Source organism: Lentzea chajnantorensis, assembly GCF_054300775.1.
In genome coordinates, this window is record NZ_JBSDZT010000002.1 from 4621727 (window position 1) to 4639329 (window position 17603).

Genomic DNA, 17603 nt, shown 5'->3' on the forward strand with positions numbered 1-17603 from the left:
AAGAGGTTGACCGGATCGGGTACGACGCGGGAGTCCCGCGCAGCCCGTGGGGATCATAGGACAGTTGTCAACGTTGCCGAAGTGCGACGATCGATTGTCGTATCGAAGATCATCGGGGCGAATGGCTCGACTGTGCGGCGTTCCACGCTGTGGAACCCGATCTTGTGCAGATGACGGATGCTTCGTTAGATGGAGCTAATCGTACTGCGGACAGGCGTCGAGTTCGAATTCCCCGTGCTTGGAGCATCAGCGTGGATCGAAATGTCATGTCGATGGAAGATGTCCTCGAAAGGTCGGGAACATCGTGCCCACTGATCGTGGTGGACACGCAAGTTCTCGACGTGAGCGAGTTCCTGCGCTGGCATCCAGGTGGCGAAGCGGTGTTGCTCGCAAATCTGGGACGAGACGCGTCCGTGGATTTTCACCACGTGTCGGCGCACGCACGTCCCGGCGTTCGGCACAAGGTGCGGCAGCTCGCCGTCGCCGAGGTCGACGACGTTCCGCCGCCCACCGCGTGGGCGCCCCTCGGTGAGCTGCTCGACCACACCAGACTGGTGCGCAACTCCTTCGCCGTCCAGCACAGCGCGGGGAGGAACCCCGTTCACGACCTGATCTACCTCGGTCAGTCCTACCGCCACCTCCTGGACGACCACCTCCGAACCTTCGTCCAAGGGTTCTCCGCGCTGCTCGGGCGGACTGCGGATCCCGCGATGCTGCGGCGACTGGATGAGCTCTCAGCCGACGCCCAAGCCCGTGTGGAGGAATCGTTGGCGAAGGCCGACACAACCGCCACCGCGTCGTTGGCGCAATGGATTCAGCAACACTGCGTCGTCCTGTTGGACGATTTGATCGTTCGCACTTCCGTGGCCGTGCGTGCGCTCCGCACGTCTTGCACCGAATCAGCGGACCGCGTCGGGGAAGTCATGTCGGTGATCGAGGATTGGGTCTACAACGATGACGAGGTGGAACTCGATGATGCCTGAACCGGATTCGCTCGCCCAGCACATCGCCACCTGTTCCGCGGGTTCGGCCAGGAACCTGGACGGCGACATCACCGTCGACCACGGGTTCATGCCCCGGACGGTGGCCAGTTCGCCGTTGACCGGTCCGCATGCGGCTTGGGAACAGGTGGCCGCGCGGCTGCCGGAAGCTCGCCTTCGCCCAGGACGCCCAAGCGATCATCGCGGACCTCCCGCTGCTGGCCGCAGGTCCGGACGACCTTCCTGACGACCAGGTCAAGCGGGCGGCGACCGTGCTGGGCCTGGTGGCTCACTCCTACTGGCGGTTCGGCGTCGCGCGCATGTACGTGTCCCGCAACCGCGACATCCCGGATCAGCTGCCCCCGGCGATCACACAGCCGTGGCAGCAGGTGTGCCACCGGCTCGGTCGGGACGGTGCGGGGCTCACCCTGGAGGACTGGGTGTTCAACAACGTCACCTTCAGCGATCCCGGCCTCATGGGACCTTCGGGTGAGTACCGGATCGAGGACGCGGTCATCGAGAACCTGCGTCCCTCGCTCCCGGTGTACGACAATCGCGCCGAGCAGGTGTTCACCTCGGCCTTCTTCGAGATCAACGCCGCGGCGACGCCGATGGTGGGGGAACTGTGCCGCTTGGAGCAGGTGGTGCGCGAGCACGGCCCGGACGCGCACGACGAGGTCTGCCGGGTCCTGCTGGTCGCGGCCGAGTGCGCCCGGCGGGCGACGAAGTCCTTCCGCCGGGTCAGCCCGCGCAGTGACAGCACGACCTTCTGCGACCCGGTCGACTGGGCCAAGACCCTCGTCACCTGGACGGTTCCACCGCCCGGCTACCCCACCGGACCGAGCGGCTCCGCCACACCGCTGGTGCACCTGTTCGACGCGTTGATCGGCCGCACGCAGTACGACTCGGCGCTCGGTGTGTTCGCCCAGGAACTGCGCGGCAGCCAACTTCCGCAGAAACACCGGTCGTTCTTCGACCTGGTCCGCGACCTCGGCCTGCGCGGGTACGTGGCAGGCCTGGCGGAGGTAGCGCCGGCACGGCACACCACGGCCGTGGAAGCGTTCAACGACGCCGTCTCCGCCTTCGCGGGCGACTCCGGCTTCCTGGGAGTGCACAAGGGAAAAGTGGTCAACTACCTCGGTGTGGGAACGATCGTGGGGCGAAACCAGTCGACCGCGCACGACCAGACCTTCATCGCGGACGCGACGTGGACCGAGATGGCCGGCAAACTGCAACACGCGCGGGACGAGCGCACAGGGCTCGCGATCTGACCCCGCCGGCAACGTCTCGCTGACCGCGCTCAGAAGAGGAACCGGTGACACACCGGCCTGCCCACCACACCTGGCGTGTGCCGTCCGTCCATGCTCAGCGACCACGGGTGATCAAGCAGGTGGTGGTGAGTCCTGCCCCGGTGCTGACGTGCAGGTGGTGCTCGTCCTTCCGCGGACCCGGGTGCTCGGCCAGGTTGGCCAGCATGTCGCCTGAACCGAGGTGCCCGGTCGCGTATCCCGTCCGGACGACTCGATCGGCCACACCAGCGGGCAGTCCGGTGCGGGCCAGGTGGCTCACCAACGTCTTGCCGAGCCGGGGGAGCAGCACGGAGCTGATGTCGTTCCAGTCCAGCCCGGCGTCCTCCAGCGCCTGCTCGGCGGCGTCGCGCACGTGGGCGGCGAACGCGTGCAGCGCCTGCCTGCTGGGTGAGCCGGCCGTGCGGGCGGCACCCGGTTCGAAGGGATCGGAGGTGGGGAAGTGCAGTTCCATCCCGGCATCGCCCGCTGTCGTGATGGATTCGACCACCTGCGGGCCGGGGCCTCTGGTCAGCACGACGGCGGTGGCACCGTCGCCGAGCGGTGGCACCGAAAGCCACCTGTCGTAGGGCAGGCTGCTGAAGTTGTCCGCTGTGGTCACGAGTGCGGAGGCTGCGCGAGGCTCCGCGAGGAGATGGGCGATGGCGGTCTGCATCGCGGCCGCACCACCGTTGGACATCTGTCGTATGCCGATCGCGGCGCAGCGGCGCGCGCCCAGCTCCCGTGCGACACGATGCGGGGGAGTCCACGTCTGCGGGCCCTGGTCGAACACCCAGGCGTGCACCAGCAGCCCTACTTCCGCTGCCGTCACCCCCGCGTGCTCCAGTGCGCGTTGTGCGGCGAGCCGGGCCATCCGGGGTGGTGCGATGTCCGCCACCGGGAGCCGGCCGATGAGCTCGCCTTCGGAATCCGCCGCCGTCACCGAGCCCGCCGTCTGCGCTTCGGACGCCGAGTAGACCTCGTCGGGAAGCCACAGGGCGGTTCCCGCGATCGTGATCGCTCCCGCGACCCTCACCGCGCTGCGCCGTTCAGCAGGACGGGTACGCGCTCAGGGACCCGCGGACCGATACCACCGACCCACACCCACTCCTCGAACGGCAGCTCGAGCCGCAGATCGGGGAACCGGCTGAACAACCCGCGCAGAGCCGCGACCGCCTCGATGCGCGCGAGGTGACCGCCGGGACAGCGGTGCACTCCGCCGCCGAAGGAGAGGTGCCCCTGCCGGTTCCCGGCGTCCACCGCGCGGTTCGCGGCTGGGATCAGCACCAGGACCGCATCGCCTGGTGCGACGGAGTGGCCGTCGAGGTCCATCGGCTCGGTGGCGAACCGCCAGCCGGTGAAGGGGATGGGCGGTTGTTCGCGGAGCAGTGACTCGACCACGGCGTCAGCGTCGCCGTGCAGCAGTTCGGCACGCGCGTGGCTGTCGGCCTGGACCAGTGCGACGCCGCGGGAGATGAGCGCGATCACCGGGTCGGCGGCGGCGATCATCAGCAGCGCGAGGTTCGACATGGTCTCCCGCTTGCGCAGCCTGCCATCCCGCTGGGCGGCGAGCAGATCTCCCAGCAGGTCGTCGCGGCCTTCTTTCGACATGCCCTCGGCCAGTGCCCCGTTCAACGCCTGGACGAGCAGGGGATAAGCCGCCAGCATGTCCGGATCTGCCGGGTGTTGCGGCCCGAACAGCTTGCTGCCGTGGGTGACGATGGCTCGGGTGAAGTCCTCGCGCACCCCGAAGAGCTGTCCGATCACGTCCGTGACCAGGGGGACCGCGAAGTCCTCGACCAGTTCCGCCGTGCCGGCTCCGGCGATGGTGTCGAGCCGGTGGTGCACCAGCGTCTCGACCATCGGCCGTGCGGTGGTCAGCGCGGCACCGGACAGCCGCCTGCCGATGACGCGCCGGATGCGCACGTGGTCGTCGCCGTCGAGGTTCATGATCGTGCGACCACCCACGGAGGCGAAGTCGTCCGGCACGCGGCGGGAGCCGACGGGCTGGCCGTACCGCGCCACCCGCATCGGGTCCTTCACCAGCCGCGGGTCGCGCAGGGTCCGTTCGGCGAGGTCGCGTTCGGTGATCAACCACGCCGGCACCTCGCCGGGGAGCGAGATGCGGTGCACGGGGCCGCTGTCGGCGAGCTCGTCGAAGACCGCGGGATGAGGAGAGGTGGTGTAGTCGCTCGTGTGCAGCGGACAACGCACAGCTCGCGCTGTCATCGGGCGGACTCCTCGTCCTGCTCCGCGATCGCGGCTGCCAGTTCGCCGATGGTGCGCACGGTGACCAGTCGGTCGTCCGCCAGTTCGAAGCCCAGCACACCTTCGACGTGGATCAGACCGCGCAGCATCGCGAGAGAGCTCATGTTCGGCATCCCGACGAGCTCGACGTCCTCACCGAGGTCGGTGTCTTCGCGTTCGACTTCCAGCGCGTGCGTCAACGCGCTGCGGACGAGCTCCAGGTAGTCGGTTTCAGTGCGAGCCGTGTCGGCCATGGTTGAACTCCTTCGCAGGAAAGACTGGTTCCGCCTTGAGCGGACCGTCAGGATCCGGTCAGCTGGCGGAACAACCGCGAGGTGAGCCTGCGTTGCCACTTGCCACTGGTCGTGCGCGGCAACGTGTTGCGCGGCACCGCGTACACGTCGACCGAGCCGAGGTCCAGACGTGCCGACACAAGTCCTCGAACCTTGTCGCCCAGTTCGGCGCCGGCTGCCGGATCGGACGTCTCGAGCACCACGACGACGCGTTCTTCGTCGGTGTCGGCGAACGCGACACAGCGACCGAGCTCCGGTGGCAGCAGTGTGCGCGCGACGTCTTCGACGTCCTCGGCGTAGAAGTTGCGGCCCGCAACGATGATCATGTCCTTGCGCCTGCCGGTCACGTAGAGCTCACCGGCGATCCGCACGCCCAGGTCACCGGTCTGCAACCAGCCGTCGCGGATCGCCGTCGCGGTCGCGACGGGGTCGTCCCAGTACCCGGTCATCACCGAGGGCCCGCGCAGCACGATCTCGCCCACGGAGCCGTCCGCGACCTCCGTTCCGTCGTCGGCGAGCAGCTTCAGCTCCATGCCGGGCACGGGCCGGCCGACCGACACGAGTCCGATCCCGTCCGAGGAACCGTCCGGCACGCGAACGGCGACCCGTCGATCTCCGAGCGACGCGCGGTCGAGCCACAACGCCCGAGCGGGCGTACCCGGCTCCGGGCAGGCCACCGACAACGTCGCCTCCGCCATGCCGTACACGGGGAACAACACGCCGGGGGCGAGCCCAGCGGGGCCCAGCGCGGCCGAGAAGCGCTCGACCGTGCCGGGTTTCACGGGTTCGCCACCGTTGAGCGCCAGTCGCCACCTGCTCAGGTCGAGCCCGTCGAGCAGACCGTCGTCGTAGGCCGTGGCGATGCGGTCGTAGGCGAAGTTGGGACCACCGAACGCAGTGGCACCAGCGGCACTCATGTGTTCGATGACCTTGCGCGGCCTGCGGATGAAGTGCCACGGCGAGAACAGGTGCAGCTCGTAGCCCGACCACAGTCCGAAGAGGATCGTGATGAGACCGAAGTCGTGGAACACAGGTACCCACGACACGAAGATGTCCCCCGCGGCGACGCCGCTCGCGGACGCCGTCGACGCGAAGCAGGCGAGCACGGCCGAATGGGACAGCACGACGCCCTTCGGCCGGGAGGTGCTGCCCGACGTGAACTGGACGACGGCGGGGGACTCGGGTCGCGCGGAAGACGCGATCCTCGGCTTCGGCGCGCAGTCGCTGACCCGCACCACGCGCAACTCCGGATGGCGCGCGGCGAGTTGTTCGGCCACACCGATCTGGCTGTCCGTGACGACGACGTGGGTCAGCAGGCCCGCCACGGGACCGAGCGCGGCGGCGACGGACTCGGGAGGCGTCGGCATCGGTGGCACCGGCAGCACGGTGATCGCTCCGCCGGCGGCCCAGACACCGAACACGGCAGGCAGAAAACCCGGCTCGGTGCCGGACAGGACTCCGACGACGGAGCCCTCCTCGACACCGGCCCGCAGGAGCTCATCGGCCACGCCCCATGCCAGCGCGGGCACGTCCGCATGGCACTGCTGTTCACCGGTGACGGGAAACCGGACGAGCACGCCACCGTGTTCGTCGTCGAGGTGGTCGATCAGTTCGGCGAGGGTGGTCGCGGCGGCACGGCCGTCATTGGGCATGCGGGGTTCCTGATCTGCGCGATGTTCGGAGGGTGGTGGTCCGGGTGGTGACATCGCCCGGCGTTCTGTTCAGCTGCGCAACCGGACGGGGACGCGTCCTGGCCCCCGGGGCCCGAAACCACCTCGCCAGATCAGCTCGGTGCCGGGGACCTGCAACTGGACGGAGGGGAACGCGCGGAAGAGGGCGGGCAGTGCCGTCGCGGCCAACCGTCGTGCGAGCGACTGGCCGGGGCAGCGGTGCCGGCCGCCGCCGAACGCGAGGTTCCGCTCGGGCCGCCGCTCCGCCGAAGCACGTTCACCTGGAGCCGCAGGAGCGCCGGAAGGGCAGGCCGGTGGAGCGGGCTCGCTGTTCGCCGTGGCGATGAGGACCATCACGGCGTCGCCCGCGCGCACCTGTTGCCCGGCGATCTCCATCGTCTCCGTGGCGAACCGCCAGCTCGTGAACGGAATGGGAGGCTGCTGGTAGAGCAGGTCCTCGACGACCGCCATCGGGTCGCCGCTGAGCATCGCGTGGCGCAGGAGCGGGTCGTCGTGCAGCGCGACCGCGGAATGAGCCAGCATCTTCACCGGACCGCCGGTCGCCGCGATCATCACCATGGCCAGGTTGGACGCCGCCTCCCGCCTGCTCACGAGCCCGTCGCGCACCGCGCACGCGAGCCCTCCCAGGAGGTCGTCCGCGCCCTCCGCGGTGGAACCCTCCGCAACAGCGCGGCCTGCGGCAGCGGTGACCTGCCGGTACGCGTCGATCATCGCCGGTGCGGTCGGGTCGTCCGGGCCGAACAACAACGCCCCTCCGGTCATGATGATCTCGTTCAGTTCCGGTGGGACACCGATGATCCGGCCGATGACGTCGTTGACGAGGGGTACGGCGAAGTCCGCGACGAGGTCAGCGGTCTCCTCGGCGGCGAGGGCGTCGACGTGGTGCCGGACCGTCTCGGTCAGCACGGTCTGCTTGCGGGCGACGGCGCTGTCGACGAGGTACCTGGTGATCACCCGCCGGATCCGCGCGTGGTCGGCTCCGTCGAGGTTCATCAACTGCCGTCCGCTCACCGCGGTGAAGTCCTCCGGCACGCGTCGGCGGCCGACGGCCTGTCCGTAGCGCGCGACCTCCAGCGGGTCCTTCGTCAGCCTCGGATCGCGCAGCGCTGCCTCGGCCTCGGCCCGCCGCGTCACGAGCCAGGCAGGAGCCTCACCGGGGAGCACGACGTGGTGGATGGGACCTCGCGCGGCCAGCTCGGCGAAGACAGCAGGGGCTGCCGCGCGCCGGTAGTCCTCCGAGTCGAGGGGCCGGAACGAGGTTTCCGCCGGCGTGACCGAGGTGCTGGAGGAGTGGGCAGGACAACTGGGGGTGGACATGGTGTGCCTCTCGCGGCAGGAGCGTCGGGCTCGCACAGTCTCTACTCCGGGCGAACCGTAGGTCGGCTCCTCCTCAGGCGACAACGGCGTGTGCCGCAGGGTGGAACATCGGCTGCACGGCAGCCGGTCCGGTGCACGTCCACGACAACTGTTGCGGCGGTGTGACCGGCTACGGCGTCGCGTCCACCACGGAGGCCGGTGTGCTCGTCGCAGGCAACTGCTTCGAGAACATCCAGGACCCGTTCCACCGCGGCGAGGGCAGCTCGCTGGTCGCGCGCGACGACCACTTCGGGAACGGGCGACCGGGGCGGTTCGGTGAAGACGCTGCCCTGCTCGTACCCGCTCGACGGCGCGAGCAGCGGCAAGAGCGTGGTCACGGCCGGTGCGAGAACCGGGCGTGGCTGAGGGGCCCAGAGGAGTCTTCACCGTGAGGCGGGCATCCCCGCCCTCATCTGGGACCGCTCCCAGAATTCCACTCGAAGAGAGCAGTAAGAGTAACCGGTGGACGAACCGGTGCTGTGTCAAGTGGCGCAACGACAACGGCTTTCCGGTTCAACAGCCGCTGCACCGGCGGCCAGTTGGTCGATGTGGCCCGCGTTACAGTGCCGTGAACTCTGGGAGCGCTCCCAGTTGTCGAGAGGGCGGCGGCATGACTCGGCGAACAACGGCGTTGACAGTTGCGGCGGTGGTGGTCATGGGCGGGGTACCCGCCGTGGCGGCACCGCTCGCGGTTGCTTGCACCGTGACGTATTCGGTAACCAATGAATGGAACAACGGCTTCGGCGCCAGCGTGGCGATCCGCAACGACGGTGAGGCGCTGAACGGCTGGAAGCTCACCTGGACGTTCCCCGACGGGCAACGCGTCCAGCAGGGCTGGAACGGGACCTTCGCCCAGAGCGGCGCGGTCGTCACCGTGACCAACCCGGACTGGGCCCGCACGATCCCGTCCGGCGGCAGCGCCTCGGTCGGGTTCAACGGCAGCAAGGGCTCGACCAACCAGCCACCGACGGACTTCGCGGTGAACGGGGTGTCCTGCACCGGCCCGAACCAGGCGCCGTCCGTGGCGCTGACGTCCCCGGCCAACGGCAGCAGCTACACCGTGCCCGCGTCGATCCCGCTCGCGGCCACCGCGGCGGACTCCGACGGCACGGTCGCCAAGGTCGACTTCTACGCGGGCGACCAGCTGATCGCGACCGACACCAGCGCGCCGTTCACCGGCACCTGGTCCGGGGTCGCGGCCGGTGACCACAGCATCGCCGCGCGGGCGACCGACAACCGCGGCGCCACCACGACGTCCACGCCGGTGGCCGTCAAGGTGCTGGCCGGACCCGCGGTGGTGGCCTCGCCGAGCGCGGTCTCGGTGAAGCAGGGGCAGACGGCCACGTTCGACGTCTCCCTCGCCACGGCACCCACCTCGCCGGTCACGGTCACGCTCGCCCGCAGCGGCAGCGCGGACCTGACCGCCACGCCGACGACGTTCACGTTGTCCGGCACCGCGAAGCAGAAGGTGACGGTGACGTCGGCGGCCAACGGCGGTGACCTCGCGACCGCGACGTTCACCGCGTCGGCGAGCGGGCACACCCCGGCGACGGTGACGGTCAAGGAGCTCGACCCGAGCACGTCGGACTTCAACAAGGCGTTCCTCGACCAGTACAACAAGATCAAGGACCCGGCGAGCGGCTACTTCCGCAAGTTCGGCGACCTGCTCGTGCCGTACCACTCGGTCGAGACGCTGATGGTCGAGGCACCCGACCACGGCCACCAGACGACGTCCGAGGCCTACAGCTACTACCTGTGGCTGGAGGCGAGCTACGGCCGCGTCACCGGTGACTGGGCACCGTTCAAGTCCGCGTTCGCGTCGATGGAGAAGTACATCATCCCCGCGAAGGCCGACCAGCCGACCAACGACAAGTACGACCCGTCGAAGCCGGCGACCTACGCGCCCGAGCACCCGCGGATGGACCAGTACCCGTCGGTGCTCAGCAGCACCGCGCCGGTGGGCACCGACCCGATCGCGAACGAGCTGAAGTCCGCGTACGGCAGCTCGGACGTCTACGGCATGCACTGGCTGATCGACGTCGACAACACCTACGGCTTCGGCCGCTGCGGTGACGGCACGACGGCGCCCGCGTACATCAACACCTACCAGCGCGGCTCGTCGGAGTCGGTGTGGGAGACGATCCCGCAGCCCTCGTGCGACACGTTCAAGCACGGTGGCCCCAACGGGTTCCTCGACCTGTTCACCAAGGACTCCTCCTACGCCAAGCAGTGGAAGTACACCAACGCACCGGACGCGGACGCCCGCGTGGTGCAGGTGGCGCTGCTCGCCCAGCAGTGGGCCACGGCGCAGGGCAAGGCCGGCGACATCGCGAGCGAGATCGGCAAGTCGGCCAAGATGGGCGACTACCTGCGGTACGCCATGTTCGACAAGTACTTCAAGCGCATCGGCAACTGCACCAGCCCGACGACGTGCCCCGGAGCGACCGGCAAGAACAGCGCGCACTACCTGATGTCCTGGTACTACGCGTGGGGTGGCGCGACCGACACGTCCGCCGGCTGGGCGTGGCGCATCGGTGACGGTGCCTCGCACCAGGGCTACCAGAACCCGCTGGCCGCGTACGCGCTGTCGAACGTGCCCGCGCTCAAGCCGCTGTCCGCGACCGGGCAGCAGGACTGGGCGACCTCGCTCGACCGGCAGCTCGAGATGCTGCAGTGGCTCCAGTCGGCCGACGGCGGTCTCGCCGGCGGTGTGACGAACAGCTGGGAGGGCCAGTACGCCTCGCCCCCGGCGGGCACGCCGACCTTCTACGGCATGTACTACGACGCCCACCCGGTGTGGCGCGACCCGCCGAGCAACCGGTGGTTCGGCTTCCAGGTGTGGGGCATCGAGCGCACGGCCGCGCTGTACCGGCTGACCGGTGACGCGCGCGCCAAGAAGATCCTCGACAAGTGGGTGCCGTGGGCCATCGCGAACACGACCACCGGCACGAACTTCCAGATCCCCGCGGACCTGGAGTGGTCGGGAGCGCCCGACACGTGGAACGCCACCAACCCCGGTGCGAACGCGAACCTGCGGGTGCGGGTGCTGAACCACAACCAGGACGTCGGCGTGGCCGCGTCGTACGCGAAGGTGCTGCTGAACTACGCGTCGAGGTCGGGCGACGCCGCGGCCAAGACCACGGGTGAGGCACTGCTGACCGGGCTGCTCTCGCACCAGGACAGCCTCGGCATCGCGACGCCGGAGACCCGGTCCGACTACAACCGGTTCGACGACGTCTACAACACCAGCACGCTCGAGGGCCCGTACGTGCCGCCGGGCTGGACCGGGAAGATGCCGAACGGCGACGACATCAAGCAGGGTTCGTCGTTCCTGTCGATGCGGTCGATGTTCCGCAACGACCCGCAGTGGCCGAAGGTCCAGGCCTACCTGGACGGTGGCCCGGCACCCACGTTCACCTACCACCGCTTCTGGGCGCAGACCGAGATCGCCACGGCGTTCTCGCTGCACGCAGAGCTCTACGGGTGAGAGGAGTAGCGAGATGAGAAAACGCATGGCAACGGCGCTTGCGCTCGTTGCTGCCACGACCGGTGCCCTGCTCGTGCAGACCGGCGGCACCGCGGTCGCGCACGGCTCGATGGTCTGGCCCGGCAGCCGCACCTACCTCTGCTACGAGGACGGCCGGACCGGCGGCGGTGGCGGTGACCTGCAGCCCACCAACCCGGCCTGCCAGGCCGCAGTGGCCCAGGGCGGCAAGCAGCCGCTGTGGGACTGGTTCGGCAACCTGATCAGCAACGCGGGCGGCCGCCACCGGGAGATCGTGCCCGACGGCAGCCTGTGCGGTCCCACCACGAAGTTCGCCGCCTACAACCTCGCCCGCGCCGACTGGCCGGTGACGCAGGTGCAGGCGAACGCCTCGGTCACGTTCCGGTACAACGCGTGGGCACCGCACCCCGGCACCTGGGAGCAGTACGTCACCAAGGACGGCTTCGACGTGACGAAGCCGCTCAAGTGGTCGGACCTCGAGTCCGTGCCGTTCGACAAGGTGACGAACCCGCCGCTCGCGAACGGCGAGTACGCGTGGCAGGCCCGGCTCCCCAACAAGACCGGCCGGCACATCATCTACTCGCTGTGGCAGCGCTCGGACAGCCCGGAGGCGTTCTACAGCTGCTCGGACGTCCAGTTCGGCGGTGGCACCGGCACGCCGGACACCACCGCCCCGTCGACGCCCGGCACGCCGGTCGCGTCGGGTGTCACCAGCAGCTCGGTGAAGCTGGACTGGAGCGCGGCGACGGACGACGTCGGCGTGACCGGCTACCGGGTCTACCGCGGTGACCAGGTGGTCGCCACCACGTCGACGACCTCGGCGACGGTGACCGGGCTGAGCGCGGACACGCAGTACTCGTTCACGGTGGTCGCGACCGACTCGGCGGGCAACGCCTCGCCGGCGTCGCCGAGCGTCACGGTCAGGACGTCCACGGGTGGCGGCGGACCCACCGGCTCCTGCACGGTCGCGTACGCGCGGCCGAGCTCCTGGAACGGCGGCTTCACCGCGAACGTGACGGTGACCAACAGCGGCACCAGCGCGATCAGCGCCTGGCAGCTGGTGTGGGACGTGCCGTCCGGCCAGCAGCTGCAGCAGGCGTGGTCGGCCACCGTCACGGTCGCGAACGGGAAGGCGACGGCGAAGGGCGCGAACTACAACGCGGACATCGCACCCGGTGGAACGGCGTCGTTCGGCTTCAACGCGACGACGACGTCCACGCCGGTCGACCCGACGGCGTTCACCCTCAACGGGTCGGCGTGCGCCGTCCGCTGACGAGGGCACTGCTCGCCCTCCTGGTGGTGGGTTCGGTCGCGTTCGCCCTCCTCGTCGGGCGCGCCGAACCCACCCCTGACCTCAGCAAGGGGGTCGACGGCATCGCCGCCTGGCTCAACCGGCTGACCGACGAGTGCACGACCGTCCGGCGCGAGGCGGACTTCGCGGAGTTCGCGGGTCCGGTGCGCGCCAAGGTCTACGCGCCGTTCATCGCGGAGTGGGGGACCTGCAGCAAGGAGCCGTACGAACGGCTCGGGCTGCTGGTCCTGCGGCCAGGGCTGGAAGAGGCCTGGCGAGCGGCGCTCGCGAACGGCGAGGTCCGGGGCGACCCGGACCTCGCCTTCGGCGACGGCTTCGCGCTGACCGGCTCGGAGGGCATGGAGTACCTGGGACTCAACAGACTCGAGTGCACGCCCACCGCGTGTTCGCTCGTCCCGATCAAACACCACTGAGAGAGACAGGAGATCCGGAGCAATGACGCTCAACGGACAAAGGCGGTGGGCCGCGGCGGGTGTCGTGGTCGCCACCGCCGTGGCGACGTTCGGGGTGGCGCTCAGCGCACCCGCGGGCGCCGCACCCGGTTGCCGGGTGGACTACAAGGCGAACAGCTGGGGCGGCGGTGGGTTCGGCGCCTCGGTGAAGATCACCAACCTCGGTGACGCCGTGTCGGGCGGCTGGACGCTCAAGTTCACCCTCCCCGGCAACCAGCGCGTGGCACAGGGGTGGAACGCGACCTGGGCGCAGTCGGGTGCCGACGTGACCGCGACGAGCCTGTCGTGGAACGGCAACCTCGGCACCGGCGCGTCCACCGAGCTCGGCTTCAACGGCAGCGGTGCGGGCGCCAACGACGCCAGCCCGGCGACGTTCACGCTGAACGGCACGCAGTGCACCGGTGAGGTCGGGCCCACCACCACGACGACGACCACGACGACGTCGAACGGCCCCGGTCCCGACCCGGGCAACGGCAAGGTCGACAACCCGTACGTCGGTGCGAAGCAGTACGTCAACCCGGACTGGGCGGCCAAGGCCTCGGCGGAGCCGGGCGGCAGCCGGATCGCGAACCAGCCCACCGCCGTGTGGCTCGACCGCATCGCGGCGATCACCGGCACCGTGGACTCGCGCGGACTGGTCGGACACCTGGACGAGGCGGTGCGCCAGGCGGCGGGCTCACCACTCGTCATCCAGCTGGTGATCTACAACCTGCCCGGTCGCGACTGCTCGGCGCTCGCGTCGAACGGTGAGCTCAAGCCCGACGAGATCGGTCGCTACAAGACCGAGTACATCGACCCGATCGCGGCGATCCTCGCCCGGCCCGCGTACAAGGACCTGCGGATCGTCACCACGGTCGAGATCGACTCGCTGCCGAACCTGATCACGAACGTGACGCCGCGGCCCACCGCGGTGGCGAACTGCGACGTGATGAAGGCCAACGGAAACTACATCACCGGTGTCGGCTACGCGCTCGCGAAGCTGGGTGCCGTGCCGAACGTCTACAACTACCTGGACATCGGCCACCACGGCTGGATCGGCTGGGACGACAACTTCGGCGCGACGGCCGAGCTGCTGTTCCAGGCGGCGAACGCGTCCGGCAGCACGAAGGCGAACGTGCAGGGCTTCATCGCCAACACCGCGAACTACGGTGCGTTGAAGGAGCCGTACTTCAAGATCGAGGACTCGGTGAACGGCACCTCGGTCCGCCAGTCGAAGTGGGTGGACTGGAACCGCTACGTCGACGAGCTGTCCTACGCGCAGGCGTTCCGCAACCGGGCCGTGCAGGCGGGCTTCGACGCGAACGTCGGCATGCTGATCGACACCAGCCGCAACGGCTGGGGCGGCAGCGCCCGTCCGACGGGTCCCGGCCCGCAGACGACCGTGGACGCCTACGTCAACGGCGGCAAGCTGGACCGCCGCATCCACCTCGGCAACTGGTGCAACCAGTCCGGTGCCGGCCTCGGTGAGCGCCCGAAGGCGGCGCCGGAGCCGGGCATCGACGCCTACGTGTGGGTGAAGCCGCCGGGTGAGTCCGACGGTGCGAGCAAGGAGATCCCGAACAACGAGGGCAAGGGCGCGGACAAGATGTGCGACCCGACCTACACCGGCAACATCCGCAACGGCAACAACCTGTCGGGTGCGCTGCCGGACGCCCCGCTGTCGGGCAAGTGGTTCTCCGCGCAGTTCCAGGAGCTCATGCGCAACGCCTACCCGGCGCTGTGACCGGAGCACCGCACCACAGCACCACCGGCACCACCGCGGTACCGCTGTGAAACGGCTCCTGCGCGACTTCCGCTCGCGCAGGAGCCCCGCCGCCGCCGCACCCGCACCCGCGGCGGCGGCGCGCGGCGGCACCCCGTGCGTTCGACGTGGTTCGAAGGCAGCAGCCGATCCCGGGCCGACCTCGTGTCCGGCCCGGGTCGGCACCACGCTGCGGATGGCCCGGCCCCTGCGAAAGGTCATGCGCGATGCCAGAACTCCCGCGCCACGGCGTGCTGTCCGCCGGCACGCCGGTCACGCACCCGCGCACCGGCCAGGCCCGCCAGGACTTCGGCGTGGCCGCGGAGGCGTTCCCCCTCGGCGCGGTGGCGCTGCTGCCGGGACCGTTCCTGGACAACACCTCCCGCACCCACGCCTACCTGAGGTTCCTCGACCCCGACCGGTTGCTGCACACGTTCCGCCGCAACGTCGGGCTGCCCTCGGGCGTCATCCCGTGCCGCGGCTGGGAGGCGCAGGACAGCGGGCTGCGCGGCCACTCGACCGGCCACGTGCTGTCCGCTCTCGCGCAGGCGTTCGCGAGCACCGGCGACCCCGCGTTCACCGCCGGGGCCGACCACCTGGTCGAGCAGCTGGCGCTGTGCCAGGACCGGGCCAGGACCGCCGGTTACAGCACCGGGTACCTCGCGGCGTTCCCGGAGGGCTTCTTCGGCAGGGTCGAGGCGGGAGAGCCGGTCCAGGCGCCCTACTACACCCTGCACAAGATCATGGCGGGACTGCTCGACGTGCACGTGCTGATGGGCAGCGCACGGGCGCTGCGGGTGCTGACCGGGATGGCGGCCTGGGTGAGGTGGCGGGCCGGCCGGCTGACCGAGGCGCACCGCCAGGAGGTGCTGCGCACCGAGTTCGGCGGCATGAACGAGGTCCTGGTGAACCTCTACCAGGTCACCGGCGACCCGGCGCACCTGGCCGCCGCGCGGTTCTTCGAGCACTCCGCGATGTTCGACCCGCTCGCACTGGGCACCGACGAGCTCAACGGTCTGCACGCCGGCACCCAGGTCCCCAAGGTGCTCGGGGCGATCAGGGCCTACCACGCCACCGGCACCACCCGCTACCGCGACATCGCCGTCAACTTCTGGCGGATCGTGACCGGCGCGCACACCTACGCCATCGGCGGCACGTCCAACGACGGGCACTTCAAGCCACCGCACCGGATCGCCACCGAGCTGTCCGACCACACCTGCGAGAGCTGCACCACCCACACGATGCTCAAGCTGACCCGGCAGCTCTTCCGCACCGACCCCGGTCAGCCGGGGTACTTCGACTTCTACGAGAAGGCGCTCCACAACCACCTGCTCGGCGCGCAGGACCCCACCTCCCGGCACGGCCACCACAGCACCTTCACGCCGTTGCGCGCGGGCGGCATCCGCACCTACAGCAGCGACTACGACGACTTCACCTGCTGCCACGGCACCGGCCTGGAGACCGACACCGGGCACGGCGGCAGCATCTACTTCCACGCAGGCCGCACGCTGTACGTCACCCTGTTCATCCCGTCCGTGCTCACCTGGGCGGCCAGGGGCGTGGTGGTGCGGCAGGAGACGTCCTTCCCGGACGAGGGCGCGACCCGGCTCACCGTCACCGGTACCGGCCGGTTCGAGCTGCGCGTGCGCATCCCGTCCTGGGCGCGGGGCGCGCTGCTGCACGTCAACGGCGTCGCCGCGGAGCCCGTCACGCCCGGTACCTACGCGCGGGTGGACCGCGACTGGCGCAGCGGGGACGTGGTCGAGGTGACCCTGCCGATGCACCTGCACCTGCGGCGGGCACCGGACGACAAGCGGGTGCGGACGGTCGAGGTGGGGCCGATCGTGCTCGCGGGCGCGTACGGCACGAACGACCTCGCCCACCTGCCCACGCTGCGCACCGCGACCCTGCGGCCCACCGCGAACCCGTTGCGCTACACCGCGATGGCCAGTACGGGCCCGGTCACGCTGCTGCCGTTCTTCCGGCTGCACGGTCAGCGCTACACCGTCTACTGGCGGGTGGGCGACACCCCGGCGCCACCGCCGTTCATCGCGCACTTCCGGTTCGGCGAGGGCCGCGGCTCGACCGCCGCGGACGCCACCGGTGGCGAGCGGGCGACGCTGGCGGGTGGCGCGGGCTGGAGCACCGGGCGCACCGGGGCCGCGCTGTCGCTCGACGGTGCGGGCGCGCACGTGGTGCTGCCACCGGGCCTGCTCACCGGAGCGCGCGAGTTCAGCCTGGCCGTGTGGGTGCGGCCGCGGTCGGCGGTCGCGGGAGCGCGGCTCGCCGACTTCGGCAGCGGCGTGAACTCCTACCTGTTCCTCACGCCGCACGGACCCCGGGGCGGGGTGCGGTACGCGATCACGACCGGTGGCGCGGGTGCCGAACGGCACCTCGACGGGGGAACGGTCGCGGTGGACGAGTGGACGCACCTCGTCGTCACGCAGGCCGGTGGACTCGCCGTGCTGTACGTGAACGGCGCGGAGGTCGCACGCGACGCGGAGTTCCCGGTGAGCCCGGCGGTGCTCGGCAGCACCACCCAGAACTGGCTCGGGCGGTCGCAGCACGCGGGCGACGCCCACCTCGACGCGGCCGTCGAGGACCTGCGGGTCTACGGCCGCGCACTGGCACCCGGCGAGGTCGCCGCCCTCTGCGCCGATCCTTGACCGGGTTTGTGAGCGTGCCCAATCGGAAACTTTCCATACGGTACGGAATTCGTCTGGACCACTAGAAATGATCA

At 69.9% G+C, this 17603-nt stretch carries 13 protein-coding genes; 8 read left to right on the plus strand and 5 right to left on the minus strand.

Features of this window, described 5'->3' with window-relative positions; translation table 11 throughout:
• The first annotated feature begins 272 nt into the window (after nt 1-272).
• Entirely contained in the window at nt 273-983 is a 711-nt protein-coding gene (locus tag ACVDFE_RS23165) for a cytochrome b5-like heme/steroid binding domain-containing protein (protein ID WP_458434385.1), read from the plus strand.
• Nucleotides 984-1111: 128 nt separating this feature from the next.
• Complete coding sequence (locus ACVDFE_RS23170; protein ID WP_458431822.1) at nt 1112-2251, plus strand: hypothetical protein; 1140 nt, start codon at nt 1112-1114, stop codon at nt 2249-2251.
• Nucleotides 2252-2345: 94 nt separating this feature from the next.
• Here the strand turns inward: ACVDFE_RS23170 and ACVDFE_RS23175 are convergent, their stop codons facing one another.
• The 5 genes from ACVDFE_RS23175 to ACVDFE_RS23195 form a co-directional block, all read right to left on the minus strand.
• On the minus strand, nt 2346-3302 hold the full coding sequence (locus ACVDFE_RS23175; protein WP_458431823.1) for a ketoacyl-ACP synthase III family protein: 957 nt from the start codon (nt 3300-3302) through the stop codon (nt 2346-2348).
• Nucleotides 3299-4495, minus strand: a complete 1197-nt coding sequence (locus tag ACVDFE_RS23180; protein WP_360389408.1) for a cytochrome P450 family protein — start codon at nt 4493-4495, stop codon at nt 3299-3301. The genes ACVDFE_RS23175 and ACVDFE_RS23180 overlap by 4 nt, the downstream gene beginning before the upstream one ends.
• Nucleotides 4492-4767, minus strand: a complete 276-nt coding sequence (locus tag ACVDFE_RS23185) for a hypothetical protein (protein ID WP_360389405.1) — start codon at nt 4765-4767, stop codon at nt 4492-4494. Before ACVDFE_RS23185 ends, ACVDFE_RS23180 begins: the two co-directional genes overlap by 4 nt.
• Before the next feature lie 47 nt (nt 4768-4814).
• A complete protein-coding gene (locus ACVDFE_RS23190) occupies nt 4815-6458 on the minus strand; it encodes an AMP-binding protein (RefSeq protein WP_360389402.1) in 1644 nt (547 codons plus the stop codon).
• A gap of 69 nt (nt 6459-6527) precedes the next feature.
• Nucleotides 6528-7814 (minus strand): cytochrome P450, encoded by a 1287-nt coding sequence (locus tag ACVDFE_RS23195; RefSeq protein ID WP_458431824.1) that lies wholly within the window; start codon nt 7812-7814, stop codon nt 6528-6530.
• 131 nt (nt 7815-7945) lie between these two features.
• Between ACVDFE_RS23195 and ACVDFE_RS23200 the strand changes: the two genes are divergently transcribed.
• The 6 genes from ACVDFE_RS23200 (at nt 7946) to ACVDFE_RS23225 (ending at nt 17529) form a co-directional block, all read left to right on the plus strand.
• Nucleotides 7946-8245 (plus strand): hypothetical protein, encoded by a 300-nt coding sequence (locus ACVDFE_RS23200; RefSeq protein WP_458431825.1) that lies wholly within the window; start codon nt 7946-7948, stop codon nt 8243-8245.
• 311 nt (nt 8246-8556) lie between these two features.
• Nucleotides 8557-11340 (plus strand): glycoside hydrolase family 48 protein, encoded by a 2784-nt coding sequence (locus tag ACVDFE_RS23205; protein ID WP_360389393.1) that lies wholly within the window; start codon nt 8557-8559, stop codon nt 11338-11340.
• Between the two features lie 25 nt (nt 11341-11365).
• A complete protein-coding gene (locus ACVDFE_RS23210) occupies nt 11366-12631 on the plus strand; it encodes a lytic polysaccharide monooxygenase (protein WP_458431826.1) in 1266 nt (421 codons plus the stop codon).
• Nucleotides 12616-13083 (plus strand): hypothetical protein, encoded by a 468-nt coding sequence (locus ACVDFE_RS23215; protein WP_360389387.1) that lies wholly within the window; start codon nt 12616-12618, stop codon nt 13081-13083. Before ACVDFE_RS23210 ends, ACVDFE_RS23215 begins: the two co-directional genes overlap by 16 nt.
• Nucleotides 13084-13105: 22 nt before the next feature.
• The gene (locus tag ACVDFE_RS23220; protein ID WP_360389384.1) at nt 13106-14845 is read left to right on the plus strand and encodes a glycoside hydrolase family 6 protein; all 1740 of its coding nucleotides are present in this window, start codon (nt 13106-13108) and stop codon (nt 14843-14845) included.
• A 245-nt stretch (nt 14846-15090) separates the two neighbouring features.
• The gene (locus ACVDFE_RS23225) at nt 15091-17529 is read left to right on the plus strand and encodes a beta-L-arabinofuranosidase domain-containing protein (protein WP_458431827.1); all 2439 of its coding nucleotides are present in this window, start codon (nt 15091-15093) and stop codon (nt 17527-17529) included.
• Nucleotides 17530-17603: the final 74 nt, after the last annotated feature.

Coding starts and splice junctions, on each gene's coding strand:
- ACVDFE_RS23165 (WP_458434385.1), top strand. CDS start 273: ATGGAAGATGTCCTCGAAAGGTCGGGAACATCGTGCCCACTGATCGTG.
- ACVDFE_RS23170 (WP_458431822.1), top strand. CDS start 1,112: ATGCGGCTTGGGAACAGGTGGCCGCGCGGCTGCCGGAAGCTCGCCTTC.
- ACVDFE_RS23180 (WP_360389408.1), bottom strand. CDS start 4,495: ATGACAGCGCGAGCTGTGCGTTGTCCGCTGCACACGAGCGACTACACC.
- ACVDFE_RS23185 (WP_360389405.1), bottom strand. CDS start 4,767: ATGGCCGACACGGCTCGCACTGAAACCGACTACCTGGAGCTCGTCCGC.
- ACVDFE_RS23190 (WP_360389402.1), bottom strand. CDS start 6,458: ATGCCCAATGACGGCCGTGCCGCCGCGACCACCCTCGCCGAACTGATC.
- ACVDFE_RS23195 (WP_458431824.1), bottom strand. CDS start 7,814: ATGTCCACCCCCAGTTGTCCTGCCCACTCCTCCAGCACCTCGGTCACG.
- ACVDFE_RS23210 (WP_458431826.1), top strand. CDS start 11,366: ATGGCAACGGCGCTTGCGCTCGTTGCTGCCACGACCGGTGCCCTGCTC.
- ACVDFE_RS23220 (WP_360389384.1), top strand. CDS start 13,106: ATGACGCTCAACGGACAAAGGCGGTGGGCCGCGGCGGGTGTCGTGGTC.
- ACVDFE_RS23225 (WP_458431827.1), top strand. CDS start 15,091: ATGCCAGAACTCCCGCGCCACGGCGTGCTGTCCGCCGGCACGCCGGTC.